Here is a 21,565-nt window from a genome sequence, read left to right as displayed (position 1 = left end):
TCTCCTTCTGGCGTTACCGGGGTGTTCCGAGGATGATCAGCGGGCCATGTAGCGGTACTGCTTCTCGACGTCGCTCGCGGACACCACGTTGTCGAGGAACATCAGGCCGTCCATGCGGCAGTCGCACGGATTGCGCTCCAGCGTGTTCTGCGGGAAGCTGCCGCCGATCTTGATGCCCCTGGGGTCGGACGCGGTGGTGACGTGCGGGCCGGGCTCCGACAGTCGCCACGGGTCGTCGTCGCGGGTGTAGAAACCGTCCAGCGGCTTGCCGTTGCGGTAGAGCGCCATGGTGCCGCCTCCGTAGTCGTACGTGGCGGCGAGGTGGACCCACTGGCCCCGCGGCAGCAGGGTCTGCCAGTCCTGGCTCGCGGCGAACGTCTGCGAGAGGCCGCCGTCGAGGCGCCGACCGAGCGCGACCAGGCGCAGCGTGCCGTTGACGTCGATCAGTTCGAGCAGGGCCCGGACGTTGTGGCCTTCCGAGTCGCCGGTCAGCACGCCGGCCAGGCCGATGGCGTTGAACCGGTCGGTCGGGTTCGGGGTGGTGGAGTTGAGTGCCGGGCCGTCCATGTCCACCTTGAACCAGCCCATCACCGTCGCGCCCGTGGCGCCGCTGTACGCGCGCAGCGTCCGCACGCCGCTGGCCGACCAGGTGCCGGCCTTCCAGTCGTCATTGCCCGCAACGTCGGGGTTGACCTGCCTGGTCTGCAGGGCGTTGCCGCTGTGCTTGTAGGCGCGGTCGGGAACCCGCATGGCGGTGCCGCCGTTGACGAGTTCGATCTCGGTGCCCGAGCGGCCGAGGTCGCGCTCGAGCGCGACGTCGCCCTCCACCGGGTGGTCGAAGTCGTAGAACGCGACGAGATGTGATCGCAACGCCGGATGGACATCGTGCTTGCCGTCCTGGTCCGCCTGGGCCGGGGTCGCCCCGACGCCCACCGCCAGGCCGGCCGCAAGCAGTGCGGCGGTGGCGACGGCGGCCCGTCTGGTCTTCGCCAACGGAGGTACTCCTCTCATCACTGCGACACGTGCGCCACGTCCCCGCGTACCGGGTGGGAGTTCGCTCGTACCGCTGTGTTGCGGGTGTGGTTGCGCCTGCACCGGTGTCGATGGCTCGGCGGGGCCGACCGCCGAGGTAGGAGCCCGCTGGCCATAGACCAGCGAACATGTATCGGTGGGTGCGTAAGCGGTTACGTAAGCGCTTTCGCACCCTATGCCGCGCGTTGCACCACAGGCAAGAGCGTGGCGCAGATCAATACCCCGAAGGAGTTAAACGTGCCCGAGCGCGGTCCGCGGCTGCGCCTCATCGACGTGGCCGAACGTTTCGGCGGCCGGGCGCTCACGACGTACCTTGATCGGCGTGGTTGTCGAGTCCTGTCGTTCACTCTGGACCAGCGCCAACCGCCACCGAACAGCATCGGCCCGGGCGGCCGGAGGCCGTCGGCAGGTAACGTCGACGGCCTCCGGCCAGAGCCTGCTCACGTCTGGACGGCCCGCTCCAGCAAGGCTCGGTGACGGATCATCCAGCCGGCGGCGCGGGCTCGCCAGGCCAGCGCCCACAGCGGTGCAGGGTCGGCAGATTCCGGAGTGATGCGGGCATTCGCCGCCTCAGCGGCGCAGTCCCGGATCGCGAATTCGATCATCCGACTGACCAGACCATCCCGATCTGCCATCGACAGCTCGTAGCCGTCGAGAAACAGCCGCAGCTGCCGCGCGCGTGTGATCGCGTCCGGCAGCTCATGACGGGCGACGACGTCATCGTCGTGCAATTGGGCGTTCCACCAGGCGGTGGCCACGACCTCGTCGAGCCGGTCAACGGGTCCGGCCAAGGTCCAGTCGATGAACGCCACCGGCCGGCCGTCACGCGCGACGACGTGCCAGGGGCCGGCGTCGCAATGCCCGATGACCGAGTCAGGACCGTGGCGGTGCATCCACCACGGCTGCCACACCGCGTCCGGCGGCGGTCGAAAGCTCGCGGTGGCGGCATGCAGGTCACGCAATAGTCTGCCGACCTGCCACACTCCCTCGTCCGACCAGGCACGCGGGTGGACGATGCCACCCTCGATCCAGGTCAGCACCTCGTTGCCGGCGGCGTCGACGCCGTCGCCGACCGCTCGGGGCGAGCCAGTGAACCCAACCTCTTCCAGGTGGCGCAGCAGGGCATGAATCGTGCTGGTCCAGGGCCCGGCGGGACGTTGGACGGTCGCACCGGAACGGATGACGTGACTAGGTCCGCCTTCGGCCGCCGTCAGCGGCTCGACGCTGGCTGTCCACGACGGCTGGTGTGCCTGTCATCCGCTTCTGGCCGATGAGCGCGCGTCGGCGCTCGGCGAGTCAGGAGGGTTGTGCGGGCTCGATGGCTACCGGGGTCGGCTGGTCGCTCACCTGGCCGCGGGTGCGGGTGATTCCCCAACTGACCAGTGCGGCGGCTACGACGGTCAGGGTGAGGCCGGCGATCGTGACTGCTTCGTGGAACTCGGCGGTCTGGTGGGAACTCCAGTTCGGGGTGGTGATGGCGCCGGTGAACAGCGCGGCGAGGATGGTGCCGGCGACGGCGATGCCGGCGCCGGAGGTGACTTCGCTGGCCGTGTCCACCAGTGCGGCCTCGATCGTGGTGCGGTCCTTCGGCAGACCTCGGAGCACGTTCGTCCCGGCGACTACCCCGACAACGCGCATGCCGACGGCCACGAGCGCGAGCGCCATGGCGACGATGGCGTACCCAAACCGGCCTAGTCCGGTGTACACGGCGAGGCCAACAACGACCGCGGCGGCGCTGAGCCAGGCGGCGCGGTCGAGCCCGACTCGTCTGACCAGCGGGCCGATGACGCTGCCACCAGCGATCAGGACCACGACCTGAGGCAGCATCCCGAGCGCGGCCTGCCCGGGCGTCCAGCCCCAGTCAAGCTGGAGTTGGAGCGTCACCAGGTAGCCGAGGCCGGCCGTTGCGAGACCGGCCGCGGCCTTGAACGCCAAGCCGCCGGAGACCTTCGGGTGCGCGACGAGCCGCAGGTCCAGCAGCGGGTGGCGTGCGCAGCGCTCGCGGCATACGAACAGCAGCGCTGCGGCGACGGTCGCTGCGGTCGCCAGCCATGGTGCCCACGAGTCGGCGCCGTCTTCGACGAACAGCGTGGGTGCGACCAGTGCGAGCACGATCGTGGCCGTACCGAGCGCCGCGCCGGCGATGTCTACGGGGTCGCGGTGAAGCTCGCCCGCATCGTCACCGGCGATGCCGGCGCGAATACCGATGAACGCCAGCACCGCGATCGGGACGTTGATCAACAGCAGGACCCGCCAGGGCGCGAACGCCAGCACGAAGCCACCAGCGGTCGGACCGATCGCGAGACCGACCAATCCGACGGTCGAGATCAGGGTCATCGCACGGACGCGAAGGCCATCGTCTTCGAAGAGCCGAAACGCCAGCGCCATCGACCCGGGCGTGGTCATCGCGGCCGCGACACCCATCGCTACCCGGACGGCGATGAGCTGTTCGGCAGTGGAGACGAACGCAGTTGCCAGGCTGGAAAGTCCGAGCAGCACCAGCCCGATGAGCATGATTCGACGCCGGCCGAACCGGTCGGCTATCGCGCCGAAGACCAACATCAACCCACCGAACACCACCGCATAGGCACCGGTCACCCACTGCAGCGCGGTCGTCGATACCCGCAGGTCACGTCCGATCGTGGGTAACGCGACGTTGAGGATCGAGTTGTCGAGCATTTCGAAGAGAAACACCGCGGCCAGCCCTGCCAGGGCCGCCCACGCTTCTCGCAGAGTTCGAGGCGAATGAGCGGCTCGAACGTCCGGCCGCTCGCCGACGGCGCTCGTAGCCTGATCCTTGTCGTTCATACGCGCACACCTTCGGGGAGGAAGTGGCGGCGCAGGGTGCGTCCGCGTGTGCGCGTGAGGTCCGGTCGACGAAGGTCTAGGATCTCGACGTTTTTCCTTCTCGCGAGCACCATACATGAGTCGACCATCAGATTCCTCATCGGAGCGTGCGCCGAGAAGGCAACGAGATCGCCGACCAGACCCTCACGTGGGTCCGCGACGTCATGCAGATGATCTACTGAACCCACGGCCCGGCCCGGACGCATCGGGCGGGCACGCCACGCTCGCCTGCGGGACCGACCCGGAACCGGTAGCCTCACCACCAGGCTCGCCCGGCACACCGACGACAACGCCCGATTGCGAAGGTGCCCCATGGGTATCGGACTTCGGCGGTGGATGGTCGTCCGGCCACAGCGGCACCGACCGTGGACGGCACCCCGACCGGCGACGGTCGTGGTGGTCGGCGGAGGTATCGCCGGTGTGAGCGCCGCGCTGGTGCTGGCCGAGCGAGGGCTGCGGGTCACCCTGCTCGAACGGGCACCGTGGCTGGGCGGCCGGTTGGCCGCCTGGCCGCACCGGCTGCGCGACGGCTCGACCCACCTGGTCGACCACGGGTTCCACGGCTTCTTCCGCCAGTACTACACCTGGCGGGCCATCCTGCGCCGGATCGACCCGGAGTTGGGGTTTCTGCGTCCCCTTGGCCGCTACCCCGTCCTGTCGCGCACCTGGGCGGAGGAGGACGTCGCCGACCTGCCACGCCTGCCGCTGGTGAACCTGTGCGCGCTCATCGCACGCTCGCCCAGCCTCGGCCTCGACGACCTGCGCCGGATGGACGGCAAGGCCGCACTGCCGCTGCTCACCTACGAACGGCGTCGCACCTACCGCGAGTACGACCACATCCCGGCCACCCGTTTCCTGGACTCGCTGCAGGTACCCGAGCGGGCCCGCGCCATGCTGTTCGACGTCTTCGCCCACTCCTTCTTCAACCGGGAGGAGACGATGTCCGCAGCCGAGATGATCATGATGTTCCACTTCTACTTCCTCGGCAACCCCGAAGGTCTCGACATCGACGCTCCGACCGAGGACCACGCGACCGCCATCTGGCAGCCGCTCGCCGCGCGGCTCGACGCGCTCGGCGCGGACGTACGCACCGCGAGCCCGGTCGACCGGATCGAACCCGGCCACGACGGCTGGCGGGTGACGCTGCGCGGCGGTGAAGCCGTCACCGGTCGGTACGCCATCCTGGCCGCCGACCCGCCTGCCGTCCGCGCACTCGGCGCCGCGTCGACAGGGCTCACCCGGACCGCGCCCCACCTGGCAGCGCAACTCGACCAGCTCGGCGTGGCAGCGCCCTACGTGGTCAGCCGCCTGTGGACCGACCGGGACTGCCAGCCGCACCGCGCCGCGTTCAACGCCGTCACCCGCGAAGCCACCCTCGACTCCGTCACCGCGTACCACCGCGTCGAACGGCAGGCCGGGCGATGGACGGTCCGCGGCAGCGGCGCGGTACTCGAACTGCACGCCTACGCCTGCGACGACCACCTCGACGCCTCGACCGCCGCCGCCCGCATGCGCGCCGAACTTGCCGCCCTGTGGCCGGAGACCGCCGCGATGGGCGTCGTCGACCAGCACACGCGCAGGGAAGCGAACGCTCCCGCGTTCGGGGTCGGCAGTGACCACACCCGCCCCGGCGTGGTCACCGACGCACCCGGCCTCTTTCTCGCCGGAGACTGGGTGCGCCTGCCGTTTCCCACCGCGCTCATGGAGCGGGCGGCTGCCTCCGGCGTCCTGGCCGCGGACCAGGTACTCGCCGACGCGGGCGCGGCACTCGAACCGATCCGGTGCGTCCGTCCCCGGGGCATCCTCGCCCGACCGCCCGAACCCGCCCCCTCCCCGGCCTGACCGGGCGACGTGCACCGGGCCGACACCCGCCCGGGTTTCAGGACGGGCGTCACGACCGTCGCTTCAGAGCGCGTACGGGACCCTGGTCCAGCTCAGCACCTGGGAGCCCCGGCCGTTGACCGTGACCCGCAGGTAGTCCGCGGCGTTGCCGGAGCCGTCCACGGTGATGCGCGTCAGGTTCGACACCGGCTTGCTGATGCCGTAGAAGGACAACCACGTCGACGACGGCCCGAGGGGGTTGTCGGTGTGGTAGACGTGGCTGTCGCCGTTGAACAGGTAGACCTGCCCGTGGTACGCCGCCGACTCCCGGGCGATGGCCGCCACGATCGGCTGGAAGCCGTAGTAGTCGGCGAACGTCGGGCTGGGCACCGTCGGGTCGAACATGTCGGCCTGCAGCATCAGCACCACGGCCCGCTGGTGCTGGCGACGGGCGTCGGCGAACGTGTCGTGGATCTGCTGGATGGTCGCTGACGTGCGCCCCAGCACCTCGGCCGCCTGCTCGGGGGTGGGCGCGGTCTTGCCGGTCCACGGCGCGAGGCTGTTGTTGCTACCGACGACGTGCGCGGCGGCGAAGCCGACGCCGGCTCGCTGCCAGCGTACGTTCTCCGGGATGCCGAGGTCGGCCTGCGACTGTACGGGCACGCTGTGCCGGCCCAGGGTACGGCCCGGCTGCGGGAAGAACACCTGCCGGATCTTGGCCAGACGCTCCAGCGGGTCGTATCCACCGTTGTTGGCGCGGTGGCAGTCGGTCCACTCATTGTCGCCGACGGTGTAGACCAGCGGGTCCTGGAACTGATCGAAGTCGTTCTTGATCTGCCGGAAGTAGTCGTCGCCGCAGACGCTCGACCCGTCCTTGATGTCGCCGAGGTGGGTGACCCACTGCACGGCCGGGTCGGCGTTGATCTGGGCGACAGCCTTGGGGAAGTTGGCGATCGCGGTCGCACCGTAGGGAATGTCGCCGATGACCGCGAAGGTGTAGCCGTCGTCAGCCGACGCCGACGCGGGAGTGGTGAGGGTGGAAACGGCCAGAGCCGCGACCGCGGCCGCCGAGGCCAGCGCAGCGAGATGCCGTCGCTTCATACGATCTCCTTGCGACGAGGTACCGATCGGGCTGTCAGGCGCAGCCACGTTGATCTCGCAGCCATCCAAGCCGCCGCTCCTGTCCACGCCGGCCCGGACGCGTAGCGCGCGGCCGACCGGCAGGTGAACACTGACCACCGCCGGTCGACCGACCGGCAGACTAACACTGACCACCGTCGATCTACTGACCGGCAGGTGAGCACCGGCCATCATCGGCGGCCCGCGCATGGACACCAGGCACAGCTCCCGCCCGGCTTGATTCATACATCGATGGTTATAGATTGCATGAGCGGATGTTGAAGCGTACCGTGCTTCCACGAGGCGGGCATTGCAACGCAACACCATCGACGAACCGCACCCATGCCGCGAGAGCTGGGCAGCGGTCGTCGGACTCACGCCTGTGGCGTAGGCCGTCCCGCCCCGTCTCCGGGGCCTCCCCTCCTGAGGTAGGTCATGAGAAGACGACTCACGATCCTCGGCGCCGCCCTGCTCGCCGCCGCCGCTTCGATCCTGGTGTACGTTCAGCCGGCGTCCGCCGCCGTGGGGCTGCACGTCAGTGGCCGGAACATCGTCGAGGCCAACGGCCAGACGTTCATCATGCGGGGGATCAACCACCCGCACGTCTGGTACACCAACCAGACCAGCTCCTTCGCCAACATCAAGGCGACCGGCGCCAACACCGTGCGCGTGGTACTGGGCAGCGGCAAGCGGTGGGGCCCGTCCACCGACGTCGCCAACGTGATCTCGTTGTGCAAGGCCAACCGGCTGATCTGCGTCCTGGAGGTGCACGACACCACCGGGTACGGCGAGGACGCCGCGGCCGCCACGCTCGACGAGGCGGTCAACTACTGGATCAGCCAGAAGAGCGCGCTGGCCGGCCAGGAGAACTACGTAGTGATCAATATCGGCAACGAGCCGATCGGCAACACCAACCCGGGCCAGTGGACCGCCGCGACCACCGCCGCCATCCAGAAGATGCGCAGCAACGGCTTCCAGCACCTGCTCATGGTGGACGCACCGAACTGGGGCCAGGACTGGCAGAACGTCATGCGCGACAACGCGCAGACGATCCTGGACGCCGACAGCCAGCGCAACACGGTGCTGTCGATCCACATGTACAGCGTCTACAACACCGCATCGAAGGTCACCGACTACCTCAACTACTTCCAGTCGAAGGGGTGGCCACTGGTCATCGGCGAGTTCGGTTGGCAGTTCAGCTCAGGCGAGGTCGACCACGAGACGATCCTGTCCGAGGCGGTGTCCCGCGGCATCGGCTACCTCGGCTGGTCCTGGAGCGGCAACAGCGATCCGATCCTGGACATGACGGTCAACTTCGACCCCAAGCAGCTCACCACCTGGGGGCAGCGGATCGTCAACGGCGCCAACGGCATCAAGGCCACGGCCAAGGAAGCCACGATCTACAGTGGCGGGACGATCACCACGCCGCCGCGCACGACGCCACCGACCACCACTCCGCCGACCACCACGCCACCGACCACCACGCCACCGACCACCACCCCGCCGTCCGGCGGGCGCAGGTGCAGCGCCACGTACTCGGTCATCGGCCAGTGGTCCGGCGGCTTCCAGGGCGAGGTACGCGTCACCGCCGGCAACACGGCGATCAGCGGCTGGACGGTCACGTGGACCTTCGCCAACGGGCAGGCCGTGACACAGTCCTGGAACGCGACGGTGACCAGCAGCGGGTCGACCGTGACCGCCCGCAACGTCAGCTACAACGGCAGCCTCGCCGCCGGGGCCGGCACGACCTTCGGGTTCATCGGATCGTGGAACGGCACCAACAGCACCCCGGCCGTAGCGTGCACCGCGAGCTGAACGGCCCCACTCGCACTGCGCCGGTACGGCAGGTACCCGGTCGGTCAGCGCCCCTGGCGGCGCCACCCGGCCGGGTACCGCGGCTCGCGCCGGCCGCACCGGTCCCGTACATGTACCTTCCAGGCCAGCATGACCGGCGATCCCGATACACCCCCGGGGCGGGGCGCCGCCCAGGCGGGTCAACCGCGTGGGATCCGCAGCAGGTCACGGCCGCGATCCGGAGTGAGTACTTTCGCCAACAGCGGCTCGGTGAAGAGAACCACCGGCGCGATGTGGCAGTCGCTGACCGGACGCCACGTCGACATGGCCGCCCGCAGCCGTGTCCACGCCTCGTCGAGGAGGGCGCGCCGGACGCGCGCCGCCTCCGCCCTCTCGGCCTCGGTCGGGCCGGGTTCCGGGAAGGCCGTGGGCGGGTGGGGACCCTGGAACGCCACGGGCGGATGGGGACCCTGGAAGGCCACCGGCGAGCCCGGCGCCCCGAAGCCCGGGGGCGAGTCGAGACGCCGGACGACGGCCGCGCGCAGCCCCCGGGGAGGGGGCACCGGGTCGGAGCGGACCGCTCGACCGGCGGGGTCAGGGACGGCTGCCGCCAGGTCGTCGACGATCGCACGGACAGCCCGGTCGAACTCCGGGTTGCCGAACGGCTGGCGGAAGTCGGGCTCGGCCAGGCGCGCCTCGTACTCCTCGATCCTCGCGCGGACGCGATCGACCTGCCGGAGGCGGTCAAGGGTGAACCGGTCGTGGCGGTGCGTCAACCGGTCCTCGACGAACAGCAGCGGCAGCAGTTCGGCTTCGAAGAGCGGGTCGTTCACCACGCTCATGTCCGCCAGGAAGACGTGCGACAACGGCGCCGTGTACCAGTTGCCCTGCATCGCGGACAACTGGAAGCGCAGCAGCTGGGCGCGTTCTCGGCCGAACCGCTGCGACTCGGCGAGGACCGCCGCCGGTTCGTCGAGCTCCCCCCGGAGGGCCGCCAGGCGGGCCCGCTCCACCGCCGCGTCCCACCGGTCCCGGGTCTCCCCCGGTGGCTTGCGCAGCGCGTGGAAGCCCGCGTACAGGTCGATCATGAGATCGGCGAACGAGTCGAACCGCTCGGGTCCGGTGCCGGACCAGGACGCGAGCCGGTAAGCCGCCCACTCCCCGTCCTCGCCGACGTCCTCCGGGTCGAGGAAGAGCACCGACGCGTCACCCGCGAGCGAGATCCGCAGGGACCGCCCGATCACCTCGCCGTCGTCAGGGAAATCGTCCTCGGGGAACTCGTCGTCCTGGTACGCGTCGTTGCGGTACGCGTCAGCCCAGTGCGCGTCCCTGGTGTCGCGCAGCCACTCCAACTCGGCCGTTCCGGCCAGCCGGTAGATGAAGTTCCCCGCGTTCTTCCACCCATCGGTGATCAGCAGGAACGATCGCAGCGACGGCGGCAGGGTCCGCCCCAGGCGCTCCTCGGCCGCGGCGATCTGCTCCGGGCTCGCCGGCGCGAAGCCCAGCCACCCGCCCCGCACCTCGTCGTCCAGCGGCCGGTCGCGCTCCGGATCGTGCGCGACCACCCACTCCCGGCTCCACCGCTCCAGAAACTCCCGGTCCACAATCGGCACGCTAGTCCCGGGGTCCGACAAACTGTCGCCGGCCGAGCGCGGCCAGCCTCAGTCGCCGAGCCACTGCCGCGCGAGGAACTTCGGCACGACCATCCGCCACGCCCCGGTCACCAGCTCGGTCATGTACGGGTGGTCGAGCCGGGCGAGGTGACAACACACCCAGCTGAAGCGCAGCTCGGCCGGGCGGGGCAGGAAGAAGAGGTCCGGCTCGCCGGCGATGAGCGCGTCACGTTCCTCTCTGGGGTAGCCGAACCCCATCGTGGTCTCGTCGCGGGAGAACGCGACGTACACGATGGAGCCGACCCGGAACTTCACCCGGTCACGGATCAGGTGCTCGCTGCTGCGCGGCAGCGTCCGCGCCAGCTCCCGTACGTCAGCGACGGTGACCATCCTCATGACGCTAGTGCGGTGTCCACTAACGTGCGCCGGGTGGGGCGGTGCGTTGTGGATCCTCGCCACGGGTGGTGGTCGAGTGACTCCCCACCGGGGTGGTGGGGCGGGCCTCCGCTGGCCAACCGACCCGCCTGGCCGTCTCCGGGTGGGGGCGGCGGGGGTCACGCCGGGCGCGGCCGCGACCGGGCAGGTGGCGGCCGGCTCGACGGTGCGTGACCACCACCGGCACCACGGCGTCGGTGGTGGTGGGTGCGCCGCCCGGGGTGCGGGTGGCGATGGTGGCGGCCGCGACCAGGTCGCGGTGCCCGGTGGTGTGGCAGTGCCCGCAGGTCAGCGTGCGGCCGCGGGGCTTGGTGATGCGGCGTCGACACCGCGGGCAGGTGGAGGAGGTGCCGCGTTCGTCGACCAGCCGCACGGTGATGCCGGCCAGCTGCGCTTTGTCGGTGAGGACGGCGATGAGCCGGCCGAGTTGCCACTGCCGTAGCCGCAGGTTGTGCCGCCGGCCAGCGTCGAGGTGCAGCACGCCGCGGGGGTCGCCGACGGTCAGCGTGCCGATCCGATGCTCGACCGCCCACGCCACGACGGTCTTGGCGGCCTCGTGCCGGGCCTGGCGCACCCGGCGCCGGTGCCGGCCCTCGATCACGCGGGCGCGGGTGCGGGGTAGGCCGCGACCGGCAGTTCGGCGGTGACGTCGAGCCACAGCCGGCCACCGTCGGCCAGCAACGTCACCGACCGCACCCGCTCGGCCGGATACGGGATGTCCCGGTCCAGCCGTAACCACAGCGGTGGGCAGCCGGCGGCGGTAGGCAGCCGCAATCGCCGGTCGGCGAGGTGGAAGGTGCCGTGGTAGAAGCGCACCGGCAGCAGCCGGCGCCGCCGCCACCAGTTGACCTCCAACGCACACGCCCACACGTCCCCGGCCGACCGCAACAGCCCGAAACACCGCCGCCGCTGCGCCGGCGTGACCCGCAGCCCGATGCGGGCGGTGCGGTGCACCACCCGACCCGCAGCGGGATCCCGACGTCGAGGCATAGGCCAACCTCACCACGCGGGTACGACAAAACCCGGCCAACGTTTGTGGTCACCGCACTAGCGGCGCGGGAACGATCCGGCGAGCGCCGCCGGCGGCGGTTACGCCCCGAGCGTAGCGCCGTCGCCAGGGCCGCCACGGCGCGGCGTCTCTCGTAGGGTGGTGGCATGGTTGATCGGCCACTGACGTTGATGGCGGTGCACGCCCACCCCGATGACGAGGCGACGAGTACCGGCGGTGTCCTCGCGCGCTACGCGGCGGAAGGGATCACGACGGTCCTCGTGACATGTACCGACGGACGCTGCGGCGACGGCCCCGGCGGCGTCAAGCCCGGTGAACCGGGGCACGACCCGGAAGCGGTGGTCGCGATGCGCCGGGCGGAGCTCGAAGAGAGCTGCGCGGCGCTGAAGGTCACCCACCTCGAACTGCTCGGCTACGCCGACTCCGGGATGATGGGCTGGCCGACGAACGACGCGCCCGGCTCGTTCTGGACCACACCGGTGGCGGAAGGGGCGCAGCGGCTGGCCGAGCTGATCCGGCGCTACCAGCCCGACGTCGTCGTCACCTACGACGAGAACGGCTTCTACGGCCACCCCGACCACATTCAGGCCCACCGCATCACGATGGCCGCGGTCGCCCTGACCGGCAGCCCCGCGAAGGTCTACTGGACCACGGCGCCGCGCTCGGCGATGGAGCAGTTCGGGAAGGTGCTGCGGGAGTTCGGCGTCGAGTGGGAGGAGCCGGATCCGTCCCCGGCCGACCCCGGACCACAGATCGGCCTGCCCGACGAGGAGATCACCACCTGGGTGGACACCAGCACGTACGGCGGGCAGAAATTCGACGCGCTGGCCGCCCACGCCAGTCAGAGCGAGAACATCTTCTTTCTGCGGATGGGCAAGGAACGGTTCACCGAACTGATGGGGATGGAGACCTTCGTCCGGGTACACGACCGCACCGGCGCGGCGCTGCCCGAGAACGACCTCTTTGCCGGCCTGCGCTGACCCGGCGGAGTCGCACAATGGTGACCTTCCCGGTCGACGACGTCGTGCCCGCGACCGAGGTGCTGCCCACCCGGCCGCTCGGCGAACTGTTCGCGGACGCCCCGGGCTCTGGCGGCGACGCCCACCCGGAGACCGGCGGCTGTTCTGGCACAGCCGGGTACATGCCGGCGGGGAGATCGGATACGTCCTGCACCCGGACTTCGTCGGCCGCGGCTACGCCACCGAGGCGGCACGCGCGCTGCTGAGTCTCGGCTTCGACGAACTCGGCCTGCACCGCGTCATCGCCCGCATCGACGAACGCAACGAAGCCTCGGCGAGGGTGGCGCGGCGTCTGGGGATGCGGCAGGAGGCCCGCCTGGTGCACAACGAGCTCTTCACGGGAGAGTGGAGCACCGAACTCGACTTCGCGATGCTCGCCGACGAATGGTCCGCGTACCGCAGCGGGTGACGTCCCGGCCGGCACGGCGCCGAGTGCCAACGGAAGGGCTCGGGCATCGGCCTGACCATCGTGGCGTCGATCGCCCAGGCGCGCGGCGGCGCGGCCGAGGTGAGCTCCGCCCCCGGGCCAGGGAAACACCGTCACCGTTCGGCTGCCGCGCGGCGTACCGGAATCGGAGCCGGAGCCCCGGTGGCGTCGACGGACCACGTCGCGCGCGGCTGTCCCGGCGCCCGTCGTGACGGAACGACCCGTCCATCTGCTCGGTCAGCGCCCGCAACTTTCGCCTGACTCCGTAAGTTTTCAGCCATCTATCGCGTCGTCTACGTGCGTCGTTGTCGGCATCGCCGGATCATGGGCCGAAACGACAAGACATGGACGCCCTTGAATGGATCGAAACTTTTCCGTAACGTCGTGGCCATCACGACCGCGTGCGGAGCCGATCACTGAACGACTGCGCGTGGCAGTCCGGCACGTCCACTGCCCTCCCGGTCGACATTCGTGACCACCGACCGCGGTCGTCGCTTCCATCGCCCTTCTCGGAAGGAGAGCCCTAGTGATCATCAGCTCGGGCCGCTCGAGAATCCGTTCGGCCGTCGTCGCGCTGGCGGCGGCGGCGACCCTCGCGATCGCCGGAGCGGTAGCGGCAGTAGCGCAGATCACGAGCGCCGGGGCCGCCATGGCGGCCGCCGTGGAGGACGAGGGCGCCGACTGCGCGGTGTCCCTGCCCGGCTCCGTGGCCGCCAGCGCCAAGCTTCCCGACCCGTTCAAGAAGCTGGACGGTACACGCATCTCCACCAGGTCCGACTGGCGGTGCCGGCGGGAGGAGATCAAGAAGCTCGCGGAGAAGTACGTTTACGGCGAGAAGCCCGGCAAGCCGCAGGGTGTCACGGGAACGGTTTCCAGCAGCAACATCACCGTGAACGTGACCCACAACGGTAAGAGCTCCAGCTTCTCGGCGAGCGTGCAGTTGCCGAGCGGCTCCGGGCCGTTCCCGGCCGTCGTCGTCTACGGAGGGTTCGGCGCGGACACGGCCGCCATCAAGGCCGCCGGCGCCGCCGTCATCAGCTACGACCCCTACACAGTGGGGAAAGAGGGCACGCCCCGGAACAACAAGCAAGGCGCGTTCTACAGCATCTACGGGGCCAGCAGCAGCACCGGGCTGCTCCAGGCCTGGGGTTGGGGCGTCAGCCGGATCATCGACGTCATCGAGCAGTCGGGCGGCAGCATTCTCCGGGCGGACGCGACCGGCGTCACGGGATGTTCGCGGTTCGGCAAGGGTGCCTTCGTGGCCGGCGTGTTCGATCAGCGTATCGCGCTGACCATGCCCATCGAGTCGGGTAGCGCCGGCGTTCCCATCTTCCGGGGCATTCCCGGGGAAGGCGCCCAGAGCCTGAGCAGTGCCTACAGCGAGCAGCCGTGGCTGGGCGACGCGTTCGGCTCCTTCACGGGCAACCCGAACAACCTGCCGGTCGACACGCACGAGATGGTGGCCATGGTGGCGCCGCGCGGGCTGTTCATCATGGACAACCCGCACATCACCAATCTGGGTCCCAAATCCGCGAGCGTGGCGGCCCTGGGCGGAGCGGAGGTCTACAAGGCGCTCGGCGCGGGAGACAACATCACGTACTGGTCCGACATCCAGGACGGCAACCATTGCGCCAACCGCCCCGAGTGGCGGACCCCGCTGCAGCAGAACATCCAGAAGTTCCTCCTGAAGACCGGCAACACCGCCGGCACGATGAGGATCTCCAGCAAGGCGGCCGGCAACCTGGCCGAGTGGAGGGACTGGACGACGCCGACCCTCAGCGGCTCGACGACCCCGCCGACCACCACCCCGCCGACGACCACTCCGCCCACCACCGCCCCGCCCACCACCGCCCCGCCCACCACCGCCCCGCCCACCACGACGCCCCCGTCGTCCCCGCCGCCCGGTGGCGCCGGATGCGCGGCGTCGGTGTCGGTCAACCAGTGGACGGGTGGTTTCACCGCCACGGTCCGGGTCACCGCCGGCTCCTCGCCGGTCAACGGCTGGACCGTCAGCCTGACCCTGCCGTCCGGCGCCAGCATCACCAACACCTGGAACGCCAACCGCAGTGGCACCAGCGGCGCCGTCCGGTTCACCAACGTCAGCTACAACGGCCAGATCGCCGCCGGGCAGTCGACCGAGTTCGGGTTCCAGGGCACCGGCAGCGCCTCCGGGATGACACCCACCTGTACCTCCCCGTGAGTTGCCCGGGGTCCGGTGTGGCGGTACGGGTACCGCCACACCGGACCCCGGGCGTCAACCGCCTACGACCATCCCTGCAGGCCGGCGCCGAACGGGTACAGCGGGTTGCCGTAGCTGCTCGGCACCGGCTGGCCGGCGTCGATACGGGCCCGGATGTCGGCGCGCTCGGCGTCGGTGGCGCCGAGGTCGTACGGCAGATCCCAGCGCTCGACCGCGTCGGCGAGCACGTCCGTGCCGCCCGGCCTGAGGATCTGGTCCAGGCTGCGCGGCAGTTGCCAGGGCAGCTTCCCGCGCGGGGTGTAGTCGCCGAACAGCAGGCTCGCCGCCGCCGGGCCCATCTCCTCGCCGCCGCGGTAGGTGACCACGATGGCGTCGGCCAGGCCGTTCCACTCGGTGATCACGTACGGGCGGGGCAGGACCAGCAGCACCACCACGGGAATCCCCTGGCTCTTGAAGTTCTGGATGATCGACAGTTGGTCGGGCGGCAGGTAGGGCTGCTCCTTGGTCCAGTTGGTGGCGTGGGTGTACGAGGCCTCCCCGACGGCCACGACGGCGAGCTTGGGCGACGGGCCGGTACCGGAGTAGACGTTCACCCCGGCGGTGGCCGCTCTGGCCCGAAGCGCGTCGAGGATGCTCAGCGAGCCGTACTCGGCGTGGAAGTAGCTGGTCCAGATGCAGCACGCGAGGGGGTCGGTGGCGCGGGGGCCGGCCACCACGATGTTGTCGCCCGCCTTCAGCTTGAGCGGCAGCACGCCGTTGCTGTTCTTCAGCAGCGTGATCGACTCCCGCTCGGCCTGGTTGACCAGCGCGGTGTACGACGGCTGGTGCCACCGGTACGGACCGTTGACCGGGTCGCCGTACGGGTTCTCGAACAGTCCCAACTGGAACTTCAGCCGCAGTACCCGGCGGACCGCGTCGTCGATGCGGGCGGCCGGCACGTTCGCGGTGAAGGTGTCCAGCGAGAAGCCCGCCGCGCCGGGGTCGGCCCCGCCCATCACGTCGGAGCCGGCGTTCGCCGCGTCGATCCACGGTTTCCCGGCCGGCAGCCAGTCGGTGGTGATGAGGCCCGAGTACCCCAGGTTTTGCCGCAGGTACGCGAGGATCTTGGCGCTGTCGCCGGCGCCGGGGCCGCCCGGATCGAGGTAGGAGCTGCCGGCGTACCCGGGCATGATGTTGACGGCGCCGGCCTCCATCGCGGCCCGGAACGGGATCATGTGGTACTTGATGGTGACCGCGTCGTAGGTGATCAGCGCCTCGCCGCCGGCGCCCTCGCCCGGCCAGTGCTTCACGGTCGCGAGCACCGACTTCGGGTTCAGCTCCGGCCCGCCCTGGAGCCCGGCCACCAGCGCCCGGACCTGCGCCGCGGCGACCTGGGCGTCCTCACCGTTGCCCTCCTGGATGCGGGGGTAGATCACCTTGGTCCCCACCTCGGCCAGCGGCCCGAGGACGCCTCGCGTACCGACCTCCAGCTGCTCCTTGCGCTGCATGTCGCCCAGCTTGTAGTCGAGGGCGTAGTCCTTGCCGGCGGCCAGCGCGCTCTGCGTCGGGTAGGTGGTCGCGTACCCGTGGATGGTGTCGCCCGCCGACACGAACGGGATACCCAGCCGGGTACCGGACGCGGCGAGCAGGGCGGCGTGCAGGTCCTGCGGCTGCGCCGGCCCGAAGTGCCACCCCGACTGCGGGTAGACCTGGGCGTTGTAGAACATCTGGTAGGCCTTCTCCTGCACCGTCATCCGGCCGAGCAGGTCGTTCACCCGGGTCTCGATCGGCTGGCGCCAGTCCTCGTACGGTTCGACGGTCCCGTTGCGGTTGAGGTCCCGGCTGCCGTTGACCACGGGTACGCCGTCGGCGACCGTGCTGATGGTGGGCAGGTACACGCTGAACCGGCGGATGGCCGACGTGGTGGTGGCGCCCGACCCGCTCACCGACACGACGTACCACTTGTAGGTCCAGCGGTCGGGCAGGTCCCAGCTCGGCGTGTAGCTCGTGCCGGTCGGCTCGGCCACCTTGGTGTACAGGTCGATCAGGTTACCGGCGGCAGTGAAGTCATAGTCGGTCCGGCTGATGTTGATCCAGACCTGGTACCGGACCGCGCCCGGCACGGCGGCCCAGGACAGCGCGGGCCGGCGGGTGGTGGTGACCATGGCGCCGTCGGCGGGAGCGGAGAGGGCGAACTGGCCGGTGGTGGCCGGCGGGCGGGTGGGCCCGGACAGCAGGGGCGGGGTGGCCGCCGAGGTGTCGACGGTGCCGCGGACCTCGAACTCCCACAGCGAGTACCCGTAGCCGGTGGCCCGGGCCGTGCCGTACAGCCGCACGTACCGGCCGGTGCCGCTGACGGCGAGGGTCTCCACGCCGCCCTTTCCGGTCGTGGTGGAGTAGACGCTTGACCAGGTGGCCGCGTCGGCCGACACCTCGATGCGGTAGCCGGTGGCGTAGGCGGCCTCCCAGGTCAGCACCACGCCGCTGATCGTGGCGGTGCCGCCCAGGTCGACCTGGAGCCACTGCGGGTCGCTGGCCGCGCTCTCCCACCGGGTGGTGGTCCGGCCGTCGAGCGCCGCGGCGGGCGCGTTGCCGCCGACGTACGAGGAGGCCTTCACCGGCTGGTACCGGGAGATGACCGGCCCCGTGACCGGCCCGCCGCCCCCGCCGGTGGTCGTGGCGTAGACCTGGAACTCCCACAGTGAGTACCCGTAACCGGTGGCCCGGGCGGTGCCGTACACCCGCACGTACCGGCCGGTGCCGCTGACGTCGAGCGTCTGGGTACCGCCGGCGCCGGTGGTCGTGGCGTAGACGGTCGTCCAGGTGGCGGCGTCGGCCGAGGTCTGGATCTGGAACGCCGCGGCGTAGGCCGCCTCCCAGTTCAGCACCACCCGGCACACCGACGTCGACGTACCGAGGTCGACCTGCAACCACTGTGGATCGGCGAACGCGCTGGCCCAGCGGGTACCGGTGTCGCCGTCGACGGCGGCCGAGGCCGGGGTACCGGCGTTCTCGCTCGACGAGGCGGTCGCCGGCCGGCCCTGCGCCGCGTTGGTGGTACCGCAGGCGGCGGTCGTGCCGAGGGAGCCGTAGACCTGGAACTCCCAGAGGGAGTACCCGTAGCCGGTGGCCCGGGCGGTGCCGTACAGCCGCACGTACCGGCCGGTGCCGCTGACGTCGAGGGTCTGCGTGCCGCCGGTACCGGAGGTCGTCGAGTACACCGACGTCCACGTCACCGCGTCGGCCGAGGTCTGGATCTGGAAGCTCTTCGCGTACGCCGCTTCCCAGGTGAGCACGACCTGGGTGACGCTCGCGGTCGCGCCGAGGTCGACCTGCAACCACTGCGGGTCGCTGGCCGCGCTCGACCAGCGGGTACCGGTGTCGCCGTCGACGGCGGCCGAGGCCGGGGTACCGGCGTTCTCGGTGGACGAGGCGGTGGCCGGCCGGCCCTGCGACAGCAGGGTGGTGGCCGCGCCGGCGGGCGGCGTCACGACGGTCACGACGGCGCCGGCCAGCAGCGCCACCGCTGCGGTGATCCGGGCGAGGAGGTACGCGGATCTGCCGCGCCGGGCCCGGGGAGGGGGAATGGCCTGCATGAGATCTCCCGGATTGGGGGGATGGTCGACGGGCGTCGCCATCGGCGCGGCGCACCGTGTCGGCACACGAGGAGGTTCCGGAACCCACCGTGTCGGCGCACGAGAGGGTTCCCGAACCCACCGCCTCGCATCGATTTCAATCGTTTTTTTGAGACGATTGCAGAGAGGTTCATCTCGGCCGGAGCGCCTGTCAAGGGCGGTCGGCGGACCCCATTGCGCCCCGACCGACGACCCCACCACCGACCCCGGACCCGATCCGTACGTACCGACCAGGCAGTTCACCTCCGCCGACGGCGACCGGGCGAGCGATCGCCGCGGTGACCCGGCGGCCGGTCGCCTCACCATCTCGGAAAAATGACATTGCGCCTTAATTTAAGACTTAATCGATGTCATGGACGAGTCCACTCCCCCAGCGCACGCTGGCCCTGCGGCGCCGGACCCAGCACTCGAACCCCTCCAAAGAGATCGATGTTTGTCACCGTCTTGACAACGGCGACCCGGCCCTACAGGCTCCGGAGAGAGCGCTCTCCACCACGGCCTTTCCGCACGGCCTTTCCGCAGGGCCTTCCACCACGGCCATCCCGCACGGCCATCCACCACAGATTTCCGCTACTGATTTCCACCCCGCGCACCCCTCGGCCCGCACGCCCCTCGGCCCGCACGCCCCTCGGCCCGCACGCCCCTCAGCCCGGCACACCCCTCGGCCCGTATGCCCCGACAACAGGAGTAGTCATGGTTGTCGCCGTCCCTGCCACCGCCGGATGCTGGAGACCGTCCACCCGGCTCTGGCGCGTCCTCACCACCATCGGCCTGATCGCCGCCGTGATCACCACCTACGCGGTGGCCACCACCCTGGGCGCGGCCGCCGCCGACACCCTGCTCTCACAAGGCAGGCCCGCGACCGCGTCGTCGAGCGAGAACGCCGACACCCCCGCGTCGGCCGCCGTCGACGGCAACACCGCCACGCGCTGGTCGTCGGCCTTCTCCGACCCACAGTGGATCCAGATAGACCTCGGCGGCACCTACACCGTCAGCCGGGTCGTCCTCACCTGGGAAGCCGCGTACGCCACGAGCTTCCAGATCCAGACGTCCACCAACGCGACCACGTGGACCACGGTCTACACCACCACCACCGGAGCCGGGGGCAACCAGTCCCTCACCGTCACCGGCACCGGCCGGTACGTGCGGCTGTACGGCACCGTCCGGGCCACCGCCTACGGGTACTCCCTCTGGGAGTTCCAGGTCTACGGCAGTGCCCCGGCCGGCCCCGGCTGCGGCACGGCCAACGCCGCGCTGAACCGGCCCGCGACGGCGTCGTCCACCGAGAACGCCGGCACGCCCGCGTCGGCCGCCGTCGACGGCAACACCGCCACCCGCTGGTCGTCGGCCTTCTCCGACCCGCAGTGGATCCAGGTCGACCTCGGTAGCTCCCAGGCCGTCTGCGGGGTGACCCTGCAGTGGGAGTCCGCCTACGCCCGGGCGTACAGCCTCCAGACCTCCACCGACGGCGCCACCTGGACCACGGTCTACTCCACCACGACCGGGGCCGGCGGGACCGAGACGCTCACCGTCACCGGCACCGGCCGGTACGTGCGGCTGTACGGCACCGCCCGGGCCACCGCCTACGGGTACTCCCTCTGGGAGTTCGCCGTCCGCGTCGCCGGTGGCGGCCCGACCACCTCACCCAGCCCGACCGGCTCACCGAACCCGGGCGGCGACGCATTCTGGGGTGACACCAGCGGCATCCCGGCCGCGAAGAACGTCGTCATGGTGAAGGTGCTCAACCGCACGAACGGCCGCTACCCCGACAGCCAGGTCTACTGGAGCTTCAACGGGCAGGTCCACTCGATCGCCGAACAGCCCTACCTCGACATGCCCGCCAACTCCGCCGGCCGGATGTACTTCTACCTGGGCTCGCCGAGCAGCCAGTACTACGACTTCATCGAGTTCACCGTCGGCCCGTCGGTGTTCAACGGCAACACCACCCGGGTCGACGCGTTCGGCCTCAAGCTCGCCATGCGACTGCACGCCCACGACGGGTACGACGTGCAGGTCGGCGAGGACCAGGCGACCTTCGCCGAGGACCGGTCGGCCACCTTCCAGCGGTTCACCAACGAGGTGCCGGCCGAGTTCAAGGTGCTCGCGCAGACCCAGGCGCCGTACCGGATCATCGCGCCCGGCAGCGATCCGTCGTTCCGGACCGGCGGCGTCAACCAGAACTACTTCACCGGCTACGCCGCGTCGGTCGGGGTCAACGAGTCGACCTCCAACATCTTCGGCTGCGCCGGCTCGATGGCCGGCAACCCGAACATGTGCGCCGCCCTGAACCGGCACACCGCGCACCTGCCGGCCGCGCAGCAGCAGGTCCGGAGCAACTTCTACCTGGCACCACCGGCGAACTACTACGCGAAGTTCTGGCACGACCACGCCATCAACCGCCTCGCGTACGGCTTCCCGTACGACGACGTGGCCGGTGAGTCGTCGTTCATCTCCCACGGCGGCCCGCAGTATCTGCTGGTCGCCGTCGGCTGGTAGCCGCCGTCGCCCGGACCCGCCAACCCCGCGCTCCGGGCAGCGACGCGGCCCCGCCCGGCCCGCTGCCCGGTTCCCCACCCCCACGGTGGCGGCCGTCCCTCGATCACCCGCCCGCGGTCCCGGTGATCGAGGGACGGCC

15 protein-coding genes are annotated in these 21,565 nt (G+C 70.5%); 6 read left to right on the top strand and 9 right to left on the bottom strand.

The annotated features are described in order from the left end of the window. Nucleotides 1–36: 36 nt before the first annotated feature. From ACNTMW_RS05555 to ACNTMW_RS05545, 3 genes are all read right to left on the bottom strand, one after another. A complete protein-coding gene (locus tag ACNTMW_RS05555) occupies nucleotides 37–993 on the bottom strand; it encodes a LamG domain-containing protein (protein WP_426632278.1) in 957 nt (318 codons plus the stop codon). Between the two features lie 479 nt (nucleotides 994–1,472). Next, nucleotides 1,473–2,072 carry a protein kinase family protein gene (locus ACNTMW_RS05550; RefSeq protein ID WP_426632277.1) on the bottom strand — a complete coding sequence of 200 codons (600 nt, stop codon included), beginning with the start codon at nucleotides 2,070–2,072 and terminating at the stop codon, nucleotides 1,473–1,475. Between the two features lie 256 nt (nucleotides 2,073–2,328). Further along, complete coding sequence (locus tag ACNTMW_RS05545) at nucleotides 2,329–3,957, bottom strand: MFS transporter (RefSeq protein ID WP_426632276.1); 1,629 nt, start codon at nucleotides 3,955–3,957, stop codon at nucleotides 2,329–2,331. Nucleotides 3,958–4,191: 234 nt separating this feature from the next. On the opposite strand from ACNTMW_RS05545, the gene ACNTMW_RS05540 reads away from it, so the two are divergent. Continuing rightward, on the top strand, nucleotides 4,192–5,721 hold the full coding sequence (locus ACNTMW_RS05540) for an FAD-dependent oxidoreductase (RefSeq protein WP_426632275.1): 1,530 nt from the start codon (nucleotides 4,192–4,194) through the stop codon (nucleotides 5,719–5,721). A 63-nt stretch (nucleotides 5,722–5,784) separates the two neighbouring features. On the opposite strand, the gene ACNTMW_RS05535 is transcribed toward ACNTMW_RS05540, so the two are convergent. Further along, the gene (locus tag ACNTMW_RS05535; protein WP_426632274.1) at nucleotides 5,785–6,801 is read right to left on the bottom strand and encodes a hypothetical protein; all 1,017 of its coding nucleotides are present in this window, start codon (nucleotides 6,799–6,801) and stop codon (nucleotides 5,785–5,787) included. 453 nt (nucleotides 6,802–7,254) lie between these two features. On the opposite strand from ACNTMW_RS05535, the gene ACNTMW_RS05530 reads away from it, so the two are divergent. After that, nucleotides 7,255–8,634, top strand: coding sequence for a cellulase family glycosylhydrolase (locus ACNTMW_RS05530; RefSeq protein WP_426632273.1), 1,380 nt, complete (start codon nucleotides 7,255–7,257; stop codon nucleotides 8,632–8,634). Between the two features lie 179 nt (nucleotides 8,635–8,813). Here the strand turns inward: ACNTMW_RS05530 and ACNTMW_RS05525 are convergent, their stop codons facing one another. The 4 genes from ACNTMW_RS05525 to ACNTMW_RS05510 are packed head-to-tail and all read right to left on the bottom strand — an operon-like array spanning nucleotide 8,814 to nucleotide 11,651. Next, nucleotides 8,814–10,217: an SMI1/KNR4 family protein gene (locus tag ACNTMW_RS05525; RefSeq protein WP_426632272.1), complete on the bottom strand. Its 1,404-nt coding sequence runs from the start codon at nucleotides 10,215–10,217 to the stop codon at nucleotides 8,814–8,816. A gap of 57 nt (nucleotides 10,218–10,274) precedes the next feature. Then, nucleotides 10,275–10,616 carry an MmcQ/YjbR family DNA-binding protein gene (locus ACNTMW_RS05520; RefSeq protein WP_426632271.1) on the bottom strand — a complete coding sequence of 114 codons (342 nt, stop codon included), beginning with the start codon at nucleotides 10,614–10,616 and terminating at the stop codon, nucleotides 10,275–10,277. Between the two features lie 25 nt (nucleotides 10,617–10,641). Continuing rightward, nucleotides 10,642–11,262 carry a zinc ribbon domain-containing protein gene (locus ACNTMW_RS05515; protein ID WP_426632270.1) on the bottom strand — a complete coding sequence of 207 codons (621 nt, stop codon included), beginning with the start codon at nucleotides 11,260–11,262 and terminating at the stop codon, nucleotides 10,642–10,644. Beyond that, nucleotides 11,259–11,651 carry a hypothetical protein gene (locus ACNTMW_RS05510; RefSeq protein ID WP_426632269.1) on the bottom strand — a complete coding sequence of 131 codons (393 nt, stop codon included), beginning with the start codon at nucleotides 11,649–11,651 and terminating at the stop codon, nucleotides 11,259–11,261. Before ACNTMW_RS05510 ends, ACNTMW_RS05515 begins: the two co-directional genes overlap by 4 nt. Before the next feature lie 165 nt (nucleotides 11,652–11,816). Here ACNTMW_RS05510 and ACNTMW_RS05505 point away from each other — a divergent pair, with 165 nt between their 5' ends. The 3 genes from ACNTMW_RS05505 (at nucleotide 11,817) to ACNTMW_RS05495 (ending at nucleotide 15,316) form a co-directional block, all read left to right on the top strand. Beyond that, nucleotides 11,817–12,650 carry a PIG-L family deacetylase gene (locus tag ACNTMW_RS05505; protein ID WP_426632268.1) on the top strand — a complete coding sequence of 278 codons (834 nt, stop codon included), beginning with the start codon at nucleotides 11,817–11,819 and terminating at the stop codon, nucleotides 12,648–12,650. Then, entirely contained in the window at nucleotides 12,634–13,098 is a 465-nt protein-coding gene (locus ACNTMW_RS05500) for a GNAT family N-acetyltransferase (protein WP_426632267.1), read from the top strand. Before ACNTMW_RS05505 ends, ACNTMW_RS05500 begins: the two co-directional genes overlap by 17 nt. Nucleotides 13,099–13,642: 544 nt before the next feature. After that, complete coding sequence (locus tag ACNTMW_RS05495; protein WP_426632266.1) at nucleotides 13,643–15,316, top strand: glucuronyl esterase domain-containing protein; 1,674 nt, start codon at nucleotides 13,643–13,645, stop codon at nucleotides 15,314–15,316. 62 nt (nucleotides 15,317–15,378) lie between these two features. Here the strand turns inward: ACNTMW_RS05495 and ACNTMW_RS05490 are convergent, their stop codons facing one another. Next, entirely contained in the window at nucleotides 15,379–18,891 is a 3,513-nt protein-coding gene (locus ACNTMW_RS05490; protein ID WP_426632265.1) for a discoidin domain-containing protein, read from the bottom strand. A gap of 732 nt (nucleotides 18,892–19,623) precedes the next feature. On the opposite strand from ACNTMW_RS05490, the gene ACNTMW_RS05485 reads away from it, so the two are divergent. Beyond that, nucleotides 19,624–21,426 carry a discoidin domain-containing protein gene (locus ACNTMW_RS05485; protein WP_426632264.1) on the top strand — a complete coding sequence of 601 codons (1,803 nt, stop codon included), beginning with the start codon at nucleotides 19,624–19,626 and terminating at the stop codon, nucleotides 21,424–21,426. The last annotated feature ends 139 nt before the right edge of the window (nucleotides 21,427–21,565 follow it).

This window comes from Planosporangium spinosum (assembly GCF_049999945.1).
In the GTDB taxonomy this organism is placed as follows: domain Bacteria; phylum Actinomycetota; class Actinomycetes; order Mycobacteriales; family Micromonosporaceae; genus Planosporangium; species Planosporangium spinosum.
The sequence above is the reverse complement of the archived record's forward strand: the minus strand, read 5'-3'. Positions and strand labels throughout refer to the sequence as shown.

Bases quoted from the DNA above. Each gene is read 5' to 3' on its own strand.
- ACNTMW_RS05485 (WP_426632264.1), top strand. From the start codon at position 19,624: ATGGTTGTCGCCGTCCCTGCCACCGCCGGATGCTGGAGACCGTCCACC.
- ACNTMW_RS05505 (WP_426632268.1), top strand. From the start codon at position 11,817: ATGGTTGATCGGCCACTGACGTTGATGGCGGTGCACGCCCACCCCGAT.
- ACNTMW_RS05530 (WP_426632273.1), top strand. From the start codon at position 7,255: ATGAGAAGACGACTCACGATCCTCGGCGCCGCCCTGCTCGCCGCCGCC.
- ACNTMW_RS05540 (WP_426632275.1), top strand. From the start codon at position 4,192: ATGGGTATCGGACTTCGGCGGTGGATGGTCGTCCGGCCACAGCGGCAC.
- ACNTMW_RS05545 (WP_426632276.1), bottom strand. From the start codon at position 3,957: ATGTATGGTGCTCGCGAGAAGGAAAAACGTCGAGATCCTAGACCTTCG.
- ACNTMW_RS05490 (WP_426632265.1), bottom strand. From the start codon at position 18,891: ATGCAGGCCATTCCCCCTCCCCGGGCCCGGCGCGGCAGATCCGCGTAC.
- ACNTMW_RS05510 (WP_426632269.1), bottom strand. From the start codon at position 11,651: ATGCCTCGACGTCGGGATCCCGCTGCGGGTCGGGTGGTGCACCGCACC.
- ACNTMW_RS05535 (WP_426632274.1), bottom strand. From the start codon at position 6,801: ATGAAGCGACGGCATCTCGCTGCGCTGGCCTCGGCGGCCGCGGTCGCG.
- ACNTMW_RS05520 (WP_426632271.1), bottom strand. From the start codon at position 10,616: ATGGTCACCGTCGCTGACGTACGGGAGCTGGCGCGGACGCTGCCGCGC.